Raw genomic sequence first — 16,210 nt, 5'->3', positions numbered from 1 at the left:
GTCAGTTGCCTCCGGTGGTCGTTGCGAAAGATGGATTCTGTGCTGGTTGCGGGGTCATGGTGTGCACGCCCCCGCCTCCCCCGCCGCGCCCCTTGAGCGCCATCACGAAGGCGAGCACCCGGGCGACCGAGTTGTACCTGTCGACGGGGATCTCCTCGCCGATCTCGCACGCGCCGTGCAGCGCTCTGGCAAGCGGGATGTCCTGCACGATGGGGACCCGGTCGGTTTCGGCCTGCTCGCGGATGCGGGTGGCAATGTGTCCCACTCCCTTCGCCACGACCCGCGGGGCTGATTTGCCGGGTTCGTAGCTCAGCGCAACGGCCACATGCGTCGGGTTGACCAGCACGACGTCGGCGTCGGTCACTGAGGCGATCATGCGGTTGCGACTCATTGCGAGCTGACGGGCGCGGCGCTGAGACTTGATCATGGGATCGCCCTCCGAGGCCTTGTTCTCGTCACGCACCTCCTTCTTGGTCATGCGCGTCTTCTTACGGTTGCGCCGCATCACCACGAAGACGTCCGCCGCCGCCAGGATGAGCCCGGCAATGACCGCTGATCGCAGCAGCGCCGCAGCACCATCGCCGGCCGCGCCGATCAGCTCCATCACCGGCAGGCCGCCGGCCGTCATCATGACGGGCATGAGACCCTGAATCACCCAGAACAGCACGAGACCCACGACGGCTGTTTTGAGCAGGGACTTCACGCCCTCCCACAGCGCCTGACCGCCGAAGACCCGCTTCAGGCCCGTGACCATGTTGAACTGCTCGAACTTGCCCTCGAACTTCTTGAAGTGGATGCCGCCCTGCAGCGCTGCGCCGAAGAGTACGACTCCCACGACGAGGAGCAGCATGGGGGTGAGCACCCCGGCCATGGAAGCCATACCGTCGCCGAGCGCCGTGACGGCCTCGAGCGGGTCGGGGTTCATGATCAGGCTCTTGATAGTGAACATCTGGTCGCTGCCGGCCTCGGCGCCGGCCTCGATGGTGGCCGGAATCATGATTGCCGCGGCACCGACGCCGAGCCAGGCCGTGACGTCCTGGGACTTGGACAGCTGGCCCTTGGCCCGCACTTCTTTCATGCGTTTTTGGGTCGCCGGCTCGGTCTTCTCGCCGGAATCGGGCTCAGCCATCTACCTCACCCCCATCAGCGCATCGACGGCCTCGCCGGTGAGCGAGGAGACGATGTGGGGCAATGCCACGTACACGGCGGCGGCCAGGGTCAGGGTGATGAGGATTTTGAGCGGGAAGCCGAGGGCGAACGCGTTGAGCGCCGGGGCGACCCGCGTGATCAGGCCGAGGCCGGCATCCGCGAGAAAGAGCACGACGAGCAACGGGCCGGCGATCTGTACCGCGGCCAGGAACATCTGGCTGACGGCCCCGATCAGTGCCTGCACGGGGGCGGCCATGTCGATGCCTCCGCCGAGCGGCAATGCGTTAAAGGAGCGCACGAGGCCGCCGATGATGAGCTGATAGCCGCCAGAGGCGAACAGCAGGGCGAGAGCCGTCATCTGGAACAGCCGGGTGAACTGGGCACCGTTGACCATGGACTGCGGGTCATAGCCTTGGGCCATCTGGAATCCGCTGAACATGTCGATCAGGCCGCCGGCTGACTGCACGGCGGAGAATATGACGAACACGAGAAACCCGAGCAGTCCGCCCACCAAGATCTCGAGCACGAGCGCTCCAAAGAAGCCCGCAGTGCTCAGGGACTCGTAGGTTGCGGTCACGCGGGGAGCCACGGCGAGGGCCAGCCCGATGCCAAGCATCGCTTTGATGCGCGCTGGGAACGCCCGGTAGGAAAACGGCGGGGCGATCACGAGAAAGGCGATCATGCGGACCCCGGCGAGCATCACCGCTTCGATCCACGCGAGGTTGAGAGAGAATTCCATCACCCGCCGCCGATCAGCGTGGGAATCTTATCGAACATGGCGTGAGTGAAGGCCACCGACTCGGAGATCATCCAGTGTCCTGTGATCAGCAGGGCGATGGAGACGGCAATGGCCTTGGGCACAAACGACAGCGTCACCTCCTGGATCTGAGTGATCGATTGCAGGAGCGAGATGGCGAAGCCCACGACGAGTGCCGTGATGAGCACAGGGGCTGAGAGTTTCGCCGCGAGCCACAGGGCCTGCAGACCAATGTCGAGAACGGCGTTGGTGTCCATCAGCCCATCCGATAACTGCCGATAAGCGAGGTGATGATGAGTCCCCAGCCGTCGACGAGCACGAAGAGCAGGATTTTAAACGGCAGGGAAATCATCACCGGCGGGAGCATCATCATTCCCATCGACATCAGGGCCGCGGAGACCACGATGTCGATGACGAGAAAGGGAATGAAGATGACGAAACCGATGATGAAGGCCGCACGAAGTTCGGAGATCATGAAGGCGGGAATGAGCGTGAGGAGCTCAACGTCGTCCGGGCTGGCGGGGTTCTCCTGGCCCGCGGCCCGCGTCATCAGAGCAAGGTCTTCCTCGCGGGTATTTGCCATCATGAAGTGTTGAAGCGGAGTGGATGCTGCTGCGAGGGCCTCCGTGAACGTCATGCCGCCGTCGAGGTACGGCGTGACGGCGAGAGTGTTAATGTCGGCAAGAACCGGCGCCATGATGAACAGCGAGAGGAAGAGCGCAAGTCCGGCGAGCACCTGGTTGGGCGGGATGGACGGCAGGGCCAGCGCGTTACGGGTCATGGCGAGCACGACGAAGATCTTCGTGAAGCTCGTCATCATGAGCAACAGGGCCGGTGCCACCGACAGCAGGGTGATCCCCACGAGAGTGACGATCGCAGACGACGGCGCGCCGTTGGGGCCGTTGATGTCGATCGTCAGACCGCCTTCGCCCGCGCCAGGGTCGACGGGAGCCGTCGGATCGATCGGATCGGTCGGCATCTTCGGGTCGACCGGCAGGGCGTGACCCGCTGTCGCCGTGAACCAGAGCAGTGCCCCCGTGAGGAGCAGGACGGCGGCCAGCAGCAGGGCAAGACGCAGGGAGAAGCGACGCTTCAGGGTGGCGGCAGAAGAGTCGGGCCTGAGGACGGGGGCGTTCACCGACCCTGCCGAAGGGCAGCGGCGGCCTGCTGCCACGTGGAGGCCGACAGGATGGAACCGCTCAGGGCTCCCGCCTGCACTGGCTTGCGACGGGGTCGGAATTCCAGGGGCGCGCCCACCGCGGCGTCGCTCTCCGGTGCGGTGCTGACGGTCGCGGTGTGCATCGAGCGGGCGAAGGCTTCATGGCCGGCGGCCGGCACGGGGGTGCCGCTGCCGTGCAGAACTGTGACGGATTGTTCGGTCACTCCGAGTACGAGGCGTTGGCCGTCGATGTCGACGACGACGACGGATGCCTTCTGGCCGAGGCCCTGTCGGCCCACGACGGTGACGAGGTTGGCTCCCCCGCGCGCGCGAACGCCCTTGGTGAAGCGGCGCTGCAGGTACCAGAGAAGTGCGAGGACGACGGAGAGGGACACCACCACCCGCAACGCCACGATCAGGGTGTCCACTTTAGGATGCGCCCTCGACCACGTCGAGAATCTGCGTGATGCGAATTGCATAGTCCTGGTCCACGACAACGATCTCGCCATGCGCGATGAGCCGCCCGTTGAGCATGACGTCGGCCGGCGCCCCTGCCGAGCGGTCGAGTTCGATGACGGCACCGGGTTCAAGGGACAAGACGTCACGAACGGGCATACGCGTGTGGCCGATCTCTACCGTCAGCGCCATCCACACGTTGTTGATGCGCCCGAGGTTGCTCACCGCGGAAGAGGTCGACCCCGGGGCGCCTCCGGTGGCCGCACCGTTCTTCCGCACACGCAGGGCGAACCATCCGCTCACCTGGCCGGCGGCGCCCAGTTCAAAGACGCGCGTCTCTGCGTCCATGAAGAGCGAAGAGGCGTCTTCGACGCGCGTGTCGCCGAGCACACCGACGCCCAACACGCCGGCGGCACTTTCGAGCGACGGGCGCAGCACATCATGGCTTGCGACGAGCGCAGAGGCCGACCCGGACGCGGCGTCGAACGCTGCGGGGTCCATCAACACGATCGCCAGGTCTGCGGAGGTCGCGCCGACAAAAGAGGCCACGGCTGCTGATCCGACGCGCGCGCTCAGCGCCGAACTGCCGTGGGTTTCCACTGCGCGCAGGGGAACGCCCGTGGGGAGCACTCGGATCAGGGCATCAACGGCGGCGGCTGACAACACTCCGGTGTCGGTCATTATGGTTTCTCCTCGGTGTCGATCACGATGCAGGCAAGACGGGAGCCGTTCACTCCCACGGCAGCCGTGGCCAGGATCTGGCCGTTGACGACAAGGTCGAGCGGTCGATGCTGCGGATGCGGGATGGAGAGCAGGTCTCCGACGGCCAGACTGAGAATTCGGTTCGGGAGCACCTGAATGGGATTGAGCCGCAGGGAAACATCGACCGGTACGAAGGTGAGCTGCTGTTCGAGCAGTTCTCGTGCGTTTTCGGCGAGGCTCGTGGGATTCGCCTCGCCCAGTTGGGGCATCAGGGCGTGCTCCGGTATGGCCACTGTGGCGATCACGGGCGCGTCGCTGCCTGCCCGAATACCGAAGGTGGCGACGATCATCAGGTCGCCGGTCGCGGCGGCCTGCGCGAACTGCGAGTTGTACTGGATCCCGTCTATCGTCACGTCGGCGAGCAGCAGGTCGCCAAGCGAGTAGCGGAGGTCTTCGAGACCTTCCTCGACGAGGTGACGCACAAGTGCCTGCTCAATCGGGGTGAACTTGCGCTCTTCCTTGGCTGCCTTGCTGCCATTGCCACCCAGCATGTGATCGACCCAGCTCAGGGCGGCGCGGGTGGGAAACTGCATCACGGTCTTTGCCGCGATGCCGTCGATGCTGCACAGCACCATCGCCGTGGTGGACGGCAGGCTCGAGGCATACTCGTCGTAGGTCTGCATCTGCACGAGGTCGCACGTCACCTGGCAGAGCAGGCGCACGCGAGCGGTGAGCTGCGTGCCCCACTGGCGGGCGAAGGTTTCGAAGGCGAGTTCCAGGACTCGGGCGTGCTCCCGCGCGAGGGTGGTTGGGCGACGGAAGTCGTACACCTCAACCGTTTTGGGTGGCTTGGCGGGCACACCTCTGCTTACCTGTTCCTGGACCGTCACGTCTGCCACTATCGGCCGGCCGCGCTGCGGCGTTAGGTGCTAGCCGGTGCCGGTTTCGCCCGTCGTTTCAGTTCCGGCGATGACCCCGGGGATGAGAGAGCGAACCGAGTCCGGCAGAGTCGAGAGCAGCACCACGTCAACCCGGCGGTTCATGGCCATATCGGCCAGTTCGGAGCCAGTGGATGCCGGCCGCGCCGCGCCGTAGCCGATGGCCGCGATCCGTTCCTGCTGCACACCGCCCTGTTCCACCAGACGGCGGAGCACACGGGTGCTGCGCCCAGCAGACAGCTCCCAGTCGGTGGCATAGTTTACGGTTTGCCCGTGCTTGTCGGCGTGACCTTCCACCGAGATCTCGCGATCACTCGCCGCCAGCACCGGTGCCATGGCATCGAGAATGGCCACAGCCGTCGGGCTCAGATCCGCCAGGTCGGGGGCAAAGAAGGTTTCGGAGCCCACGAGCCCCACAGTCAGCCCGCGCTCGTCGACCGCGAATTGCACGAGGTCGGCCAGGCCCGCTGCGGCGAGGTTCGCGGTGATGTCGGCCTCGAGCTTGCTGAGGTCCTCAACTTCTGCCGTGGCCAGCTGCTGGTCCGTGGCCGGCAGCTCGGTGGGTGACGCCCCGGAGAATGCTTCGTCCTCGGAGTCGACGTGCTCTGGCCGCACAACCACGCCGGTGGCCGTATCGATGGAGCCGGCCTCGACACTTCCGAAGCCCGTCGCGAGGGAGTTGCGCAGCTGCTCGAACTTGTTCTGGTCGACGCTCGACATGGCGAAAAGCACTATGAACATGCACATGAGCACCGTGACCATGTCCATGTAGGAGGCCATCCAGCGTTCGTCGGGATGCTCATCCTCATCTTCACCGAAACTGCGGCGCCCCTTGCGGGCACTCATGCGGCTTCGAACAGGGTCGTGTCGTCGTCGTTCTGCTGGGCGCCCTTTCCGGCCTTCGCGGCCTTCGCCGGCTTGCCGAGTGCGTCATCCGAGACCATGGCGCGAAGGCGTTCACCGAGCAAGCGGGGCTGGCTGCCGGACTGAACGGCCAGCGCGCCTTCCATGAGCAGGGTCATACGATCAACCTCGATGTCGGCTAACCGCTTGAGACGCGAGCCGATGGGCAGCCACAGGAAGTTCGCCGAGAGGAGCCCCCAGAGGGTGGCCACGAAGGCAGCGGCGATCATCGGGCCGAGAGTGTCCGGCGTGTCGAGATTCTCCAGCACGTGCGTGAGCGACACAACCGTGCCGACGATACCAATCGTCGGCGCGTAGCCGCCGAGGCTGTTGAAGAACTTGGCCGCTGAGCGGTCGGCCCGTGCCCTGGTGGAGATCTCATCTTCGAGCAGTATGCGCAGCTCGTCGCCGTCTGTGCCATCCGCGATGTTCTGGAGCGCCCCGCGCAAGAACGGGTCATTGACGTTGTCGGCCTCCTGCTCGAGGGAGAGCAGGCCTGAGGTGCGGGCGGTTTCGGCCAGGCCGACGACCTGGTCGATGATCTGAGTGGGCGGGGTAGTCTTGCCCCTGAATGCGCGCGGTAGCGCCTTGAACGCGAGTACGGCGTCCCGGATCGTTCCGCCGGCGACGCCCACCGCGATCGTGGCAACGAACACCAGGATCATCGGCGCGGGCAGCAGAATACTCGAGACGTACGATCCCTCAAGGGTGATCATGGCAAAGAGCGCCCCGAAGGCGATGACGATACCGACCAGTGTCGCCGGATCCATCAGATCCTCCGCGGGCCGCGCGGCAGCTCGCCCGCGTCGGGGTCGTAGGCGAGGGAAATCACTCTGGCGCGGTACTGCGCGATTCGCTCAATCACTTCTTCCATCGTCTCGGTCACGATGAAGTTGGCGCCATCAACCATCACTAGGGTCGTGTCTGGATTCGCGTGTATGCGTTCGATCAAATCGGGATTGATCGCAAACTGGCTGTCGTTCAGCCGCGTGACTACGATCATGAGCTCATCCCCTGGTAACGAACGACTCCAGTGAGGCGCTACTGCGTACTGTCGGCCGCGCTGCCCACGGCGTTAGCTTCCTATAGTGGAGGGATGGCTGACTTCACGAGCAAGCGCGCGACCATCCGCGATGTGGCCGTCCAGGCCGGGGTGTCCAAGTCGGTCGTGTCCCTCGTTCTGCGCGGCACGGGGTATGTAAGCGACGCCAAGCGGATCGCCGTGGCCGCTGCGGTGCGCGAACTCGACTACCGGCCCAACGCCGCCGCACGCACACTCACAGAGGCACGGAGTTACACGGTCGGAGTCGTGCTGCACGACCTTCGAAACCCGTGGTTCGTTGAAGCGGTCGACGGTCTCAACGCCGTGTTGAATGCCCACGGACTGCAGATGCTGCTCGGCGACCACCGTCTCGACAGTCGGGGCGGGTCTTCTCTGCTCGGGAAGCTGCTGGAGATGAACGTCGACGGCCTCGTGCTCGTGGGCACCCTGCCCCCTTCTGAAGACCTCATTAATGCCGTGCGGCAGGTGCCCACCGTTGTGCTCGGCGCTCCGGAGGCCCCTGCCCCGTCGGCAGACGTGGTGACCGACGACAACGAGGCGGGTGCACACCTCGCGGTACAGCATCTCGTGAGCCTGGGCCACCGTCGCATCGCGCACCTGGGCGCCGGGCCCACGCCCGTAGGCCTGGCCCGCCGAGCCGGCTATGAGCAGGCCATGACGGAGAGCGGGCTCGCCGAGCTGATGCTCACCGTCGACGGTGGCCTAACAGAACAGGGTGGCTACGAGGCAGGGCTCCAGCTGCTGGACCCGGCCACGGGCATCCGTCCCACCGCCATTTTCGCCGTGAACGACATGGCCGCCTTCGGTTTGCTTTCCGCAGCGGATGAGCTGGGTTGCGCTGTGCCCGACGACCTCTCGATCGTGGGCTACGACAACACTCCGACCGCGAGGATGCGGCACATCAGCCTGACCAGCATCGACAACGCGAGCCTGGCGAGCGGGCGAAAGGCCGGCGAATTGTTGGTGGCGCGCCTCGCCGACCCGGTTCGGCCGGCATCGCTCACGCTCCTCGCGCCCTCGCTCGCCGTGCGCGGTAGCAGCGCTCCGCCGCGTGCGTAAAGTGAATTCCCACTTTGTAAAGACATTCTATTGACGTGGTGAAAATTCACCATTAGCCTGTAGTCATCGTGTTGGACCGGTCCAATACTGTCAATGACGCTGGAGTAGATCATGAAGAACATCACGCTCGGACTCATCGGGGTTGGCCGCATCGGTGTGATGCACGCCCGCAACATCACGGGCCTGCCGGCTTCCGGCTTCACGGTCGCCCTCAAACTCACAGATGTCGCCGCCGCGCATGCTCAGGCCGTGGCCGCCGAACTCGGCGCAGAGTACCTGCCGAGCGTCGAGGCATTGATCGCCTCGGGTGTTGACGGCCTCGTAGTTGCCACCGGAACCGCCCTGCACCCTGAGCACATTCGGGCCGGCGTCGAAGCCGGCATCCCGGTCTTCTGCGAGAAGCCCGTCGCGGTCAATGTGGCGGAGGCACTGCCCGTGCTCGCCTATATCCGCGAGCATCAGGGCGTCGTTCAGATCGGGCACCAGCGCCGGTTCGACCTCGGGTATCTCGAGGCCAAGCGGGCCTTCGAGGCCGGCGAGCTCGGCTGGATCCATTCCCTGCGCGCCGTGACATGCGACATGACTCCGCCGCCGGTGGAATTCCTCGCCGGCTCCGGCGGCTTGTTCCGGGACTGTTCCGTGCACGACTTCGACATTCTGCGCTGGATCACGGGCCGCGAGATCGTCGAGGTCTACTCTCGCGGCAGCAACAATGGCGACCCTGCCATCGGCGCGCTCGGCGACGTCGACACCGCACTCGCCCTGGTGACCTTCGATGACGGCATGATCGGCACCGTGAGCGCCTCCCGCTACAACGGGGCAGGGCATGACGTGCGCCTCGAGTTGCAAGGCTCTGCGACTTCCCTCCTCGTGGGCCTCGACGACCGGACCGCCTTGGGCTCCACCGAGCCCGGCATTGCATTTCCCTCCGGAATCCCGCACCAGACCTTCGCCGACCGCTTCGACCAGGCGTACCGCAGCGAAATGGTCGCCTTCATCGAGCTTGTGCTCGGACTGCGCGAGAACCCCTGCACCCCCGACGACGCCGTTGCCGCGAGCCGGATAGCGGATGCGGCGCAAGAGTCGCTCGAGACCGGCCTGCCGGTTCGAGTCGCCCGCTCCCCCATTTTCGCGGAGTAACTCTCCCTGTCACGGACCACCCAACCCAACAGAACAGCACCTGTATCCAATGGAGGATTCACTGATGCGTCACAACAAAGCATGGCTTGCAGCACTCGTCGCCGTTCCGCTCGCCCTGAGCGGCTGCTCGGGTACCGGGCAGACCACCACTGCGGCAACAACGGATGCCGTGAGCGGCACTATCGCGGTCGTCACCCACAGCACCCCCGGCGACAACTTCTGGGACGTCGTCAAGAGCGGTGCCGAGCAGGCCGGGGCGGACCTCGGAATGAACGTCACGTACCAGGGCGACGGCGACCCGGTGAAGCAGAGCCAGCTCATCGACGCGGCCGTCGCGTCGAAGCCCGCCGGGATCATCGTGTCGATGGCCAATCCCGACGGGGTTCGCGGCGCGGTCGAGAAGGCCGTGGCCGCGGGCATCCCGGTGATCACCATCAACGCCGGCATGGAGCAGTCGAAGGAGTTTGGCGCTTCGACCCACGTGGGCCAGAGCGAATACCTGGCCGGGCAGGGCGCGGGTGAAGAACTGGCCACAGCCGGCGCCACGAACGTGATCTGCGTCATCCACGAAGCGGGAAACGTGGCCCTCGAAGAGCGCTGCGCCGGCGCCGCCGACAAGCTCGACACAGTGACAAACCTTCAGGTCGACGTGGCGAACATCGCCGACGCCAAGAACACGATCAGCAGCATGCTGCTCTCTGACCCGAGCATCGACGGCGTGCTCACGCTCAACCCGGGCATCGCCGTGGCCGCCGCACAGGCCAACGAGGAGGCCGGAGGCACGGCCCAACTCGCGACCTTCGACGTGTCCGCCGACGTGACGAAACTCATCGAAGACGGCTCCATCCTCTTCGCGGTCGACCAGCAGCCCTACTCCCAGGGCTACCTCCCCGTGGTCTTCCTCACCCTGCAGCTGCGCAACGGCGACGTGGCCGGCGGCGGCCAGCCCGTGTACTCCGGCCCGGCCTTCATCACCAAGGAGAACGCGGCGCAGGTCGCCGAGTTCGCAGTCAAGGGCACTCGATGACGATCACTGCGCCAGCCGCGCCAGCCGCCGCCCCAGCCATTGACGAACGCCTCACGCCGGTGGGGCCGATTGTGAAGTTGCTCCGACGACCCGAGGTCGGCGCCTTCGTCGCGGCCCTGGGCATCTTCGCTTTCTTCTCCTTAACCACTGAAGTGTTCCTCTCCCCCGCGGGCGTCTCGACGTGGCTGTACTCGGCGTCGCTGTTCGGCATCATGGCAGTTGCCGTTGCGCTGCTGATGATCGGCGGGGAGTTCGACCTCTCGGCCGGCGCCATGACCGGCACGACCGGGCTCATCGTGGGCGTCATGACCACCCAGTGGGGTGCCAACGTCTGGCTCTCAATGGGCGTCGCTCTCGCGGTTGCACTCACTCTCGGTGCAGGCAACGCCATCATCGTGATGAAGACCGGGCTGCCGAGCTTCATCGTGACCCTCGCCACGTTCTTCATTCTCCAGGGGATCAACCTAGCCGTCACAAAGCTGATCACCGGCTCCGTGGTGATTCAGGGCATGGGCACAGTTCCCGGCTTCGACGCGGTGAGGGTGTTCTTCGGCTCCTCGTTCCCATTCCTCGGCATGGACCTCAAGGTGGCCGTGGTCTGGTGGCTGCTCGCCATCATCGTCGCCACCTGGGTGCTCATCCGTACCCGGGCAGGCAACTGGATCTTCGCGGTGGGCGGCCAGCTGCAGAGCTCGCGTCAGGTGGGCATCCCGGTAATGAAGGTCAAGATCGGCCTGTTCATGACCACCGCCGGCGCCGGATGGCTCGTGGGCATGCTCATGCTCTTCGACGTGTCCACGGTGCAGGCCACGACCGGCATCGGCCAGGAGTTCATCTACATCATCTGCGCGGTGGTGGGCGGATGCCTGCTCACCGGTGGCTACGGATCCGCGATCGGCGCCGCCCTCGGCGCCCTCATCTACGGCATGACCCTGCAGGGCATCGTGTTCGCCCAATGGGACAACAACTGGCTCAAGGCCTTCCTCGGCGGCATGCTTCTGCTCGCCGTGCTCGTCAACCTGTACGTTCGCAAACGAGCTGGAGTTCGCTCATGAGTCAGACACTGTCTACCGCACCTCCTATTCTCGAGGTGCGAAACATCGGCAAGAGCTACGGCTCGATACTGGCTCTGCAGGGCGTCTCGGCCCAGGTTGGAGTCGGCGAGGTACTGTGCGTGCTCGGCGACAACGGCGCCGGCAAGTCCACGTTCATCAAGATTCTGGCCGGCGCCCACGCGCACAGCGAGGGAGAACTGCTGTCTTACGGCGAGGCCCGCACCTTCACGAGCCCCCGCGATGCCCTCAACCTCGGCATCGCCACGGTCTATCAGGACCTCGCCGTCGTGCCCCTGATGCCGGTGTGGCGCAACTTCTTTCTCGGTTCCGAGCTCACCACGGGTTTCGGCCCGTTCCGGTATCTCGACGTGAAGCGGATGCGTGAGGTCACCAAAACTGAACTCGCGAAGATGGGTATCGATCTGCGGGACGTCGACCAGCCCATCGGCACGCTCTCCGGGGGTGAACGCCAGTCTGTGGCGATCGCCCGTGCTGTGTATTTCGGCGCCAAAGTCGTGATCCTCGATGAGCCGACTGCGGCGCTCGGGGTGAAGCAGTCCGGCGTGGTGCTGAAGTACATCGCCCAGGCCCGCGACCGCGGGCTCGGCGTGGTCTTCATCACGCACAATCCGCACCACGCGTATCCGGTGGGCGACCGGTTCCTGCTGCTCAAGCGCGGTACGAGCATCGGTGCGTTCCTGAAGAGCGAGATCAGCATCGAAGAGATGACTCGCCTCATGGCCGGCGGCGCCGAACTCGACGCCCTCGCCCACGAGCTCGAGCGCCGCTGACCCGCCCGCCCACGCCCGTCGGCCCCGCCGCGCTGCTCGACCCCCCGAACTCGACAGGCTCGATCCAGCGCCGGTCGAGGAGCGAGGCACGAGCGTCTCGAAGCCCCGCGAGCCGCCCTCCGGCCTGGGGCATCCACTACGCGGCGCGTACTCCTGCAGGCCGGCAGCCGCAGTGGCGACCCAAGCTTCAGTGCTGATTTGCTCACCAGGAGGACGGGGGGTTTGGGTCGGATCGGTGGCGGGCGGTGGAATCAACCAGAAGTCCGTACCGAGCGGACATGATGTGGGCTGCAGAGCCTCGACGAGGTCGTGCGCCCGAAAGTTGCTCATGCGCCTGTGATTTCAGGGGCGTGAGCCACTTTCGGGCGCAGGTGACCGCGACGCTAGCTAGCGCTTGAGGTTAGTGAGCTCCTGGAGCACCTCGTCGGACGTGGTGATAATGCGGGCGTTGGCCTGGAAACCTCGCTGGGCCACGATCAGATTCGTGAACTCCTGCGACAGGTCGACGTTCGACATCTCGAGCGCACCGCTCTGCAGTGAACCCATTCCTGCGGCGCCGGCTGTGCCGAGCAGCGCCGCACCGGAGTTGAAGGTGGCGCGGTAGCCCGAAGCTCCGGCCTTCTCCAGGCCGCCGGGGTTCGTGAAAGTGGCGAGGGCGATGCGCCCGATGGCCTGCTGGCCGCCGTTGCTGAACAGGCCTACGAGAGTTCCGTCGGAACCGAGAGCGAAGGATTCGAGAGTTCCGGCCGCAGAACCGTCCTGGCCCGAGAAGGCGACAGTTGTGAGGCCGGAGAAACCCTCAAGTGCCGACAGGTCAACCGGGGTTCCGGCAGCGCCGGCCGAGATGGTCGCCGTCCCGGCAGCGTTCGTCAGCTCGCCATTAACGAAGGTGAGGGCGACGGACGCCGTGGCCGTGTTGTTCACGTCGCTCACGTTCCAGGTGCCGGCCGCAGCGTCCTTGACAAACTTGAGGGAAATTGTGCTCGCCGTGCCGGACGCATCGAAGACCTCGATATCACGGATGAGTTCAGTTCCCTCGACGGCGTCCGAGGGCAGGTTTCCGTTGACGGATGCCGTCGTGGTCACCTTCGCGGGGATGACGGCCGCAACGGGGAGGGTGATGTTTCCGGTGGCGCCGCCGGCGTTGATCACGCCGTTGGTGGCGTTCCAGCCCTGCACGATGGCACCGTCCGGCGACACGAGGCGTCCTTGGGCGTCGAAGTCGAAGGCGCCGGCACGGGTGTACAGCGTCTCGCCACCGAGCTGGGTGACGAAGAAGCCGTCGCCAGAGATCATCACGTCGGTCGCGCGTCCGGTGGACTGGGCGGAGCCCTGCGCGAAATTGGTGGAAATGCCGGCAACCTGCACGCCGAGGCCGACCTGGGCCGGGTTCGTGCCGCCGACAGTGGCCTGCGGTCCGCCCGCGGCCTGCGTCATCTGCGAGAGGGTGTCCTGGAATTGCGCGGCGGATGCCTTGAACGCGGTGGTGTTGACGTTGGCGATGTTGTTGCCGGTCACGTCGAGCATGGCCTGGTGGGCGCGGAGTCCGGAGATACCGGAGTAGAGAGAGCGAAGCATGGGTGCCGCCTTTCGATAAGGAAGTAGAAGAGTGTGGGTCGAGCGATCAGGCGGTGGGGGCAGCGGCGCCGGTCACCCCGGAGATGGCGTCAAGGGCGACGGGCTGGCCGTTGACCGTGACCTGGGGCACCGGACCGGCGTAGGACACGGCCGTGGCCCGTCCGGTCAGTTCAGTTCCGTCAGCATCCGTGTAGCTGACCTCCTGACCCACGAGCGCCGCGGCGGCCATGCGCATCTGCAACGAGAAGTTCTCGTCATTCGTCGTGGCGAGGGCGTTGAGCTTCTCCATCATGGCCAGCTGGGTGGTCTGCGCGATCATCTGGTTCGTGTCCATGGGCGAACTCGGGTCCTGGTTGCGTAGCTGGGTGACCAGCAGTGACATGAAGACCTCCGAATCCATGGTCTGCTTTGGGGCTCGTGTAACCGTGGAGGAATACATTCCGGTCGTAGGAGCGGCGGTAACTGCGGGGATCGTCACGGGCGACCTTCCTGCTAAGCCATCACGTCGATGGTGGATGAAGAACTGGAGAGAAAACTGCGGGGGGAACGGGGCGGGGGTTCGTCGCCCGGGCCGTCGCGCGCGCCCGGCGGGGGCCGTTGCTGGCGGCTGGCCTGCGCATCCGCTCGGGCATCGCTCGCCTGGTTCTGCGACGAGAGGTCGAGCTGGGCGTTGAGCCCGCCACCGGCGAGGTCTCGGCGCAAGTCGGGCAGGATCGCGCGCAGCGCCTCGCGGGCGAGGTCGGTCGGGGCAAAAAGCTCCACGCGAATGTTGTCTCCGGTCACGTGCGCCCGCACAGTGAGCGGCCCGAGGTTCTCGGGCGTCACGTTGATGGTGAGCACGTGCTCGCCCGGCTTGACGCCGCTCAGCGTGAAGAGCGGTTTGGCGACCTGAGCGGTGAGCGGCACCGGGGCGGCCGGGACAGCGGATGCCGTCGGCGCGGCGGGCGCAACCGGCGCGGTCGGCGTCGCGGCACCTGGAACACTAACTGTCGTGGGCGCGGGCACGTCAGCCTGCACGATCGTGACGGCCTCGGCCTTCGTCGACCCGGTGGGCCGCACGAGGAACTCGGCCCGGGTCGGCGTTCCGTACGGCTCCGGGGTAGGGCAAAGCGGCCGGGCAGCTGTCGCCGGCGTGGATGGCTCGGCGGAGCGGGCATTCGCACCGCCCGCGAACGAGACGGCGACGGACGACGGGGAGAGAGACGCGAACGCAGCGCGGGCACCGGCGCTCGGGACAGCAGCGGGGACAGCCAGCGTGACGGGCAACGGAACCTGTGCGGGTTGTTCGGCGGTGCCGATCGCTGCGTCGAGGGCCCCGGCCTCGGTTTTCGGTGTCATTTCCTGCGCGGCGGGCACCCCGGCAACCTGCTCGGCAGCTGCCGGCTGTCCGGACACGTCGGCCATCGGGCTCCGGCCAAGGGCCAGCCAGGCAAACGTGGTGGGCAGCGCTGTCACGGGGGCATCGACGAGCATGGCCTTCGCATCTGACGGGGTGGCATCTGACGTTGCGCCATCGGACGGGGTGGCATCGGCTGCCACTGTCGAATCTGATATCGAGGCGGCCGTGCCTGACGACACAGGCACGCACGATGCCACCACCTCGGCGGGCGCCACCACGCGCGCGCTATCGGCCGCATCCCGGCCGGTGGGGCTCTGCTCGCGCGCCTCTCGACCCGTCTGCTGCAGCGCAGCAGCAAAGCCGGCGGCGCCGTCCGACGCGGCGGGGCGGGGCGCTGTGGCGGACTGGCCGCCGGACGTGGCGGCAGAGCCCGCGGGCGTGGTGTTCAGCGTGAGGGTCATCGGGCGCCGCCGGATTCAAACGAGGCAAGGGCGGCGCTGAACATGTCGGCGGTCGTGTTTCCGGCCGTCGCGGCGGTCTGCGTAGGGATGACCCGTCGGATCGTGTCGATGTCGGCATCCGTCATGTAGGCCTCGACGAGACATACCGTGCGACCGGCGTACGGCGCGTGGATGACCTTGTTGTTGCCCGCGTAGATGAGAATGTGGGCGCCGCCGCCGGTCACGATGAGGTCACCAGGCTGGGCCTCTGCGAGCGAGCCGACCTCGGTGCCGAGCTTCATCTGGCCGGAAACCAACCGGGGAACCTCTATGCCCACATCGGCGTATACCTTCTGCACGAGTCCGGAGCAGTCCATGCCGCTCGCATCTTCTCCGCCGAATACGTAGGGAACGCCGAGGTATTTCTGCGCGGCGGTCGCCACGTCGGTACCGGTGGCGGTGCTCGTTCCGGCGAGTGCCGCCACCCCGGAGGCCGAGGTGCCAGTGGTGCCGAGGCTCGAGGCCAGGGTCGCGGCGAAGGCATCGGCCGATGCAGCAGATGCCGCGGTCTTCGCGGGCGACTGGGTGCCGGCGATTCGCTGCAGCGTCGACTGGATCTGGTCGATGCGGCTCAAGGCGTCGGACATGGTCATT

General features: G+C 66.1%; 19 protein-coding genes. 5 read left to right on the top strand and 14 right to left on the bottom strand.

Going from position 1 to position 16,210, the window contains the following annotated elements; genetic code table 11:
- Position 1: 1 nt before the first annotated feature.
- Genes BJ997_RS06820 through BJ997_RS06775 form a run of 10 tightly spaced genes read right to left on the bottom strand, consistent with a single transcriptional unit; the run spans position 2 to position 7,067 of the window.
- The gene (locus BJ997_RS06820) at positions 2 to 1,129 is read right to left on the bottom strand and encodes an EscU/YscU/HrcU family type III secretion system export apparatus switch protein (protein WP_183323314.1); all 1,128 of its coding nucleotides are present in this window, start codon (positions 1,127 to 1,129) and stop codon (positions 2 to 4) included.
- On the bottom strand, positions 1,130 to 1,888 hold the full coding sequence (locus tag BJ997_RS06815) for a flagellar biosynthetic protein FliR (protein WP_035839887.1): 759 nt from the start codon (positions 1,886 to 1,888) through the stop codon (positions 1,130 to 1,132). It abuts the gene before it with no gap.
- Positions 1,888 to 2,163: a flagellar biosynthesis protein FliQ gene (gene fliQ, locus BJ997_RS06810; RefSeq protein WP_035839890.1), complete on the bottom strand. Its 276-nt coding sequence runs from the start codon at positions 2,161 to 2,163 to the stop codon at positions 1,888 to 1,890. The genes BJ997_RS06815 and fliQ overlap by 1 nt, the downstream gene beginning before the upstream one ends.
- On the bottom strand, positions 2,163 to 3,044 hold the full coding sequence (gene fliP, locus BJ997_RS06805; RefSeq protein ID WP_183323312.1) for a flagellar type III secretion system pore protein FliP: 882 nt from the start codon (positions 3,042 to 3,044) through the stop codon (positions 2,163 to 2,165). Before fliP ends, fliQ begins: the two co-directional genes overlap by 1 nt.
- The gene (locus BJ997_RS06800) at positions 3,041 to 3,493 is read right to left on the bottom strand and encodes a flagellar biosynthetic protein FliO (RefSeq protein ID WP_035839893.1); all 453 of its coding nucleotides are present in this window, start codon (positions 3,491 to 3,493) and stop codon (positions 3,041 to 3,043) included. Before BJ997_RS06800 ends, fliP begins: the two co-directional genes overlap by 4 nt.
- Before the next feature lies 1 nt (position 3,494).
- The gene (fliN, locus tag BJ997_RS06795) at positions 3,495 to 4,202 is read right to left on the bottom strand and encodes a flagellar motor switch protein FliN (RefSeq protein ID WP_035839896.1); all 708 of its coding nucleotides are present in this window, start codon (positions 4,200 to 4,202) and stop codon (positions 3,495 to 3,497) included.
- Positions 4,202 to 5,113, bottom strand: a complete 912-nt coding sequence (locus BJ997_RS21915) for a flagellar motor switch protein FliM (RefSeq protein ID WP_236629127.1) — start codon at positions 5,111 to 5,113, stop codon at positions 4,202 to 4,204. Before BJ997_RS21915 ends, fliN begins: the two co-directional genes overlap by 1 nt.
- 39 nt (positions 5,114 to 5,152) lie before the next feature.
- Entirely contained in the window at positions 5,153 to 6,007 is an 855-nt protein-coding gene (locus BJ997_RS06785; protein WP_035839902.1) for an OmpA/MotB family protein, read from the bottom strand.
- Positions 6,004 to 6,834 (bottom strand): motility protein A, encoded by an 831-nt coding sequence (locus BJ997_RS06780; protein ID WP_035839904.1) that lies wholly within the window; start codon positions 6,832 to 6,834, stop codon positions 6,004 to 6,006. The genes BJ997_RS06785 and BJ997_RS06780 overlap by 4 nt, the downstream gene beginning before the upstream one ends.
- On the bottom strand, positions 6,834 to 7,067 hold the full coding sequence (locus tag BJ997_RS06775) for a flagellar FlbD family protein (RefSeq protein WP_035839906.1): 234 nt from the start codon (positions 7,065 to 7,067) through the stop codon (positions 6,834 to 6,836). Before BJ997_RS06775 ends, BJ997_RS06780 begins: the two co-directional genes overlap by 1 nt.
- Before the next feature lie 93 nt (positions 7,068 to 7,160).
- On the opposite strand from BJ997_RS06775, the gene BJ997_RS06770 reads away from it, so the two are divergent.
- The 5 genes from BJ997_RS06770 (at position 7,161) to BJ997_RS06750 (ending at position 12,199) form a co-directional block, all read left to right on the top strand.
- Entirely contained in the window at positions 7,161 to 8,186 is a 1,026-nt protein-coding gene (locus BJ997_RS06770) for a LacI family DNA-binding transcriptional regulator (protein ID WP_035839908.1), read from the top strand.
- A gap of 111 nt (positions 8,187 to 8,297) precedes the next feature.
- Positions 8,298 to 9,326 carry a Gfo/Idh/MocA family protein gene (locus tag BJ997_RS06765; protein ID WP_035839910.1) on the top strand — a complete coding sequence of 343 codons (1,029 nt, stop codon included), beginning with the start codon at positions 8,298 to 8,300 and terminating at the stop codon, positions 9,324 to 9,326.
- Positions 9,327 to 9,390: 64 nt separating this feature from the next.
- Complete coding sequence (locus tag BJ997_RS06760; RefSeq protein ID WP_035839913.1) at positions 9,391 to 10,353, top strand: sugar ABC transporter substrate-binding protein; 963 nt, start codon at positions 9,391 to 9,393, stop codon at positions 10,351 to 10,353.
- The gene (locus tag BJ997_RS06755) at positions 10,350 to 11,408 is read left to right on the top strand and encodes an ABC transporter permease (protein ID WP_183323311.1); all 1,059 of its coding nucleotides are present in this window, start codon (positions 10,350 to 10,352) and stop codon (positions 11,406 to 11,408) included. The genes BJ997_RS06760 and BJ997_RS06755 overlap by 4 nt, the downstream gene beginning before the upstream one ends.
- Positions 11,405 to 12,199 (top strand): ATP-binding cassette domain-containing protein, encoded by a 795-nt coding sequence (locus BJ997_RS06750; RefSeq protein ID WP_035835534.1) that lies wholly within the window; start codon positions 11,405 to 11,407, stop codon positions 12,197 to 12,199. Before BJ997_RS06755 ends, BJ997_RS06750 begins: the two co-directional genes overlap by 4 nt.
- 387 nt (positions 12,200 to 12,586) lie before the next feature.
- On the opposite strand, the gene BJ997_RS06745 is transcribed toward BJ997_RS06750, so the two are convergent.
- The 4 genes from BJ997_RS06745 to BJ997_RS06730 form a co-directional block, all read right to left on the bottom strand.
- The gene (locus tag BJ997_RS06745; RefSeq protein ID WP_035835535.1) at positions 12,587 to 13,777 is read right to left on the bottom strand and encodes a flagellar hook protein FlgE; all 1,191 of its coding nucleotides are present in this window, start codon (positions 13,775 to 13,777) and stop codon (positions 12,587 to 12,589) included.
- Between the two features lie 46 nt (positions 13,778 to 13,823).
- Positions 13,824 to 14,159 carry a flagellar hook assembly protein FlgD gene (locus BJ997_RS06740; protein ID WP_338042551.1) on the bottom strand — a complete coding sequence of 112 codons (336 nt, stop codon included), beginning with the start codon at positions 14,157 to 14,159 and terminating at the stop codon, positions 13,824 to 13,826.
- 110 nt (positions 14,160 to 14,269) lie between these two features.
- Complete coding sequence (locus tag BJ997_RS06735) at positions 14,270 to 15,577, bottom strand: flagellar hook-length control protein FliK (protein ID WP_052541985.1); 1,308 nt, start codon at positions 15,575 to 15,577, stop codon at positions 14,270 to 14,272.
- On the bottom strand, positions 15,574 to 16,209 hold the full coding sequence (locus BJ997_RS06730) for a C40 family peptidase (RefSeq protein WP_183323309.1): 636 nt from the start codon (positions 16,207 to 16,209) through the stop codon (positions 15,574 to 15,576). The genes BJ997_RS06735 and BJ997_RS06730 overlap by 4 nt, the downstream gene beginning before the upstream one ends.
- Position 16,210 lies beyond the last annotated feature (1 nt).

It is taken from the genome of Cryobacterium roopkundense (assembly GCF_014200405.1).
In the GTDB taxonomy this organism is placed as follows: Bacteria; Actinomycetota; Actinomycetes; order Actinomycetales; family Microbacteriaceae; genus Cryobacterium; species Cryobacterium roopkundense.
This window is presented reverse-complemented; position numbering and strand designations above follow the sequence as displayed.

Bases quoted from the DNA above. Each gene is read 5' to 3' on its own strand.
- BJ997_RS06770 (WP_035839908.1), top strand. From the start codon at position 7,161: ATGGCTGACTTCACGAGCAAGCGCGCGACCATCCGCGATGTGGCCGTC.
- BJ997_RS06765 (WP_035839910.1), top strand. From the start codon at position 8,298: ATGAAGAACATCACGCTCGGACTCATCGGGGTTGGCCGCATCGGTGTG.
- BJ997_RS06775 (WP_035839906.1), bottom strand. From the start codon at position 7,067: ATGATCGTAGTCACGCGGCTGAACGACAGCCAGTTTGCGATCAATCCC.
- fliQ (WP_035839890.1), bottom strand. From the start codon at position 2,163: ATGGACACCAACGCCGTTCTCGACATTGGTCTGCAGGCCCTGTGGCTC.
- BJ997_RS06735 (WP_052541985.1), bottom strand. From the start codon at position 15,577: ATGACCCTCACGCTGAACACCACGCCCGCGGGCTCTGCCGCCACGTCC.
- BJ997_RS06815 (WP_035839887.1), bottom strand. From the start codon at position 1,888: ATGGAATTCTCTCTCAACCTCGCGTGGATCGAAGCGGTGATGCTCGCC.
- BJ997_RS06785 (WP_035839902.1), bottom strand. From the start codon at position 6,007: ATGAGTGCCCGCAAGGGGCGCCGCAGTTTCGGTGAAGATGAGGATGAG.
- BJ997_RS06780 (WP_035839904.1), bottom strand. From the start codon at position 6,834: ATGGATCCGGCGACACTGGTCGGTATCGTCATCGCCTTCGGGGCGCTC.
- BJ997_RS06745 (WP_035835535.1), bottom strand. From the start codon at position 13,777: ATGCTTCGCTCTCTCTACTCCGGTATCTCCGGACTCCGCGCCCACCAG.
- BJ997_RS06760 (WP_035839913.1), top strand. From the start codon at position 9,391: ATGCGTCACAACAAAGCATGGCTTGCAGCACTCGTCGCCGTTCCGCTC.
- BJ997_RS06730 (WP_183323309.1), bottom strand. From the start codon at position 16,209: ATGACCATGTCCGACGCCTTGAGCCGCATCGACCAGATCCAGTCGACG.
- BJ997_RS06750 (WP_035835534.1), top strand. From the start codon at position 11,405: ATGAGTCAGACACTGTCTACCGCACCTCCTATTCTCGAGGTGCGAAAC.
- BJ997_RS06820 (WP_183323314.1), bottom strand. From the start codon at position 1,129: ATGGCTGAGCCCGATTCCGGCGAGAAGACCGAGCCGGCGACCCAAAAA.
- fliN (WP_035839896.1), bottom strand. From the start codon at position 4,202: ATGACCGACACCGGAGTGTTGTCAGCCGCCGCCGTTGATGCCCTGATC.
- BJ997_RS06755 (WP_183323311.1), top strand. From the start codon at position 10,350: ATGACGATCACTGCGCCAGCCGCGCCAGCCGCCGCCCCAGCCATTGAC.
- BJ997_RS06740 (WP_338042551.1), bottom strand. From the start codon at position 14,159: ATGTCACTGCTGGTCACCCAGCTACGCAACCAGGACCCGAGTTCGCCC.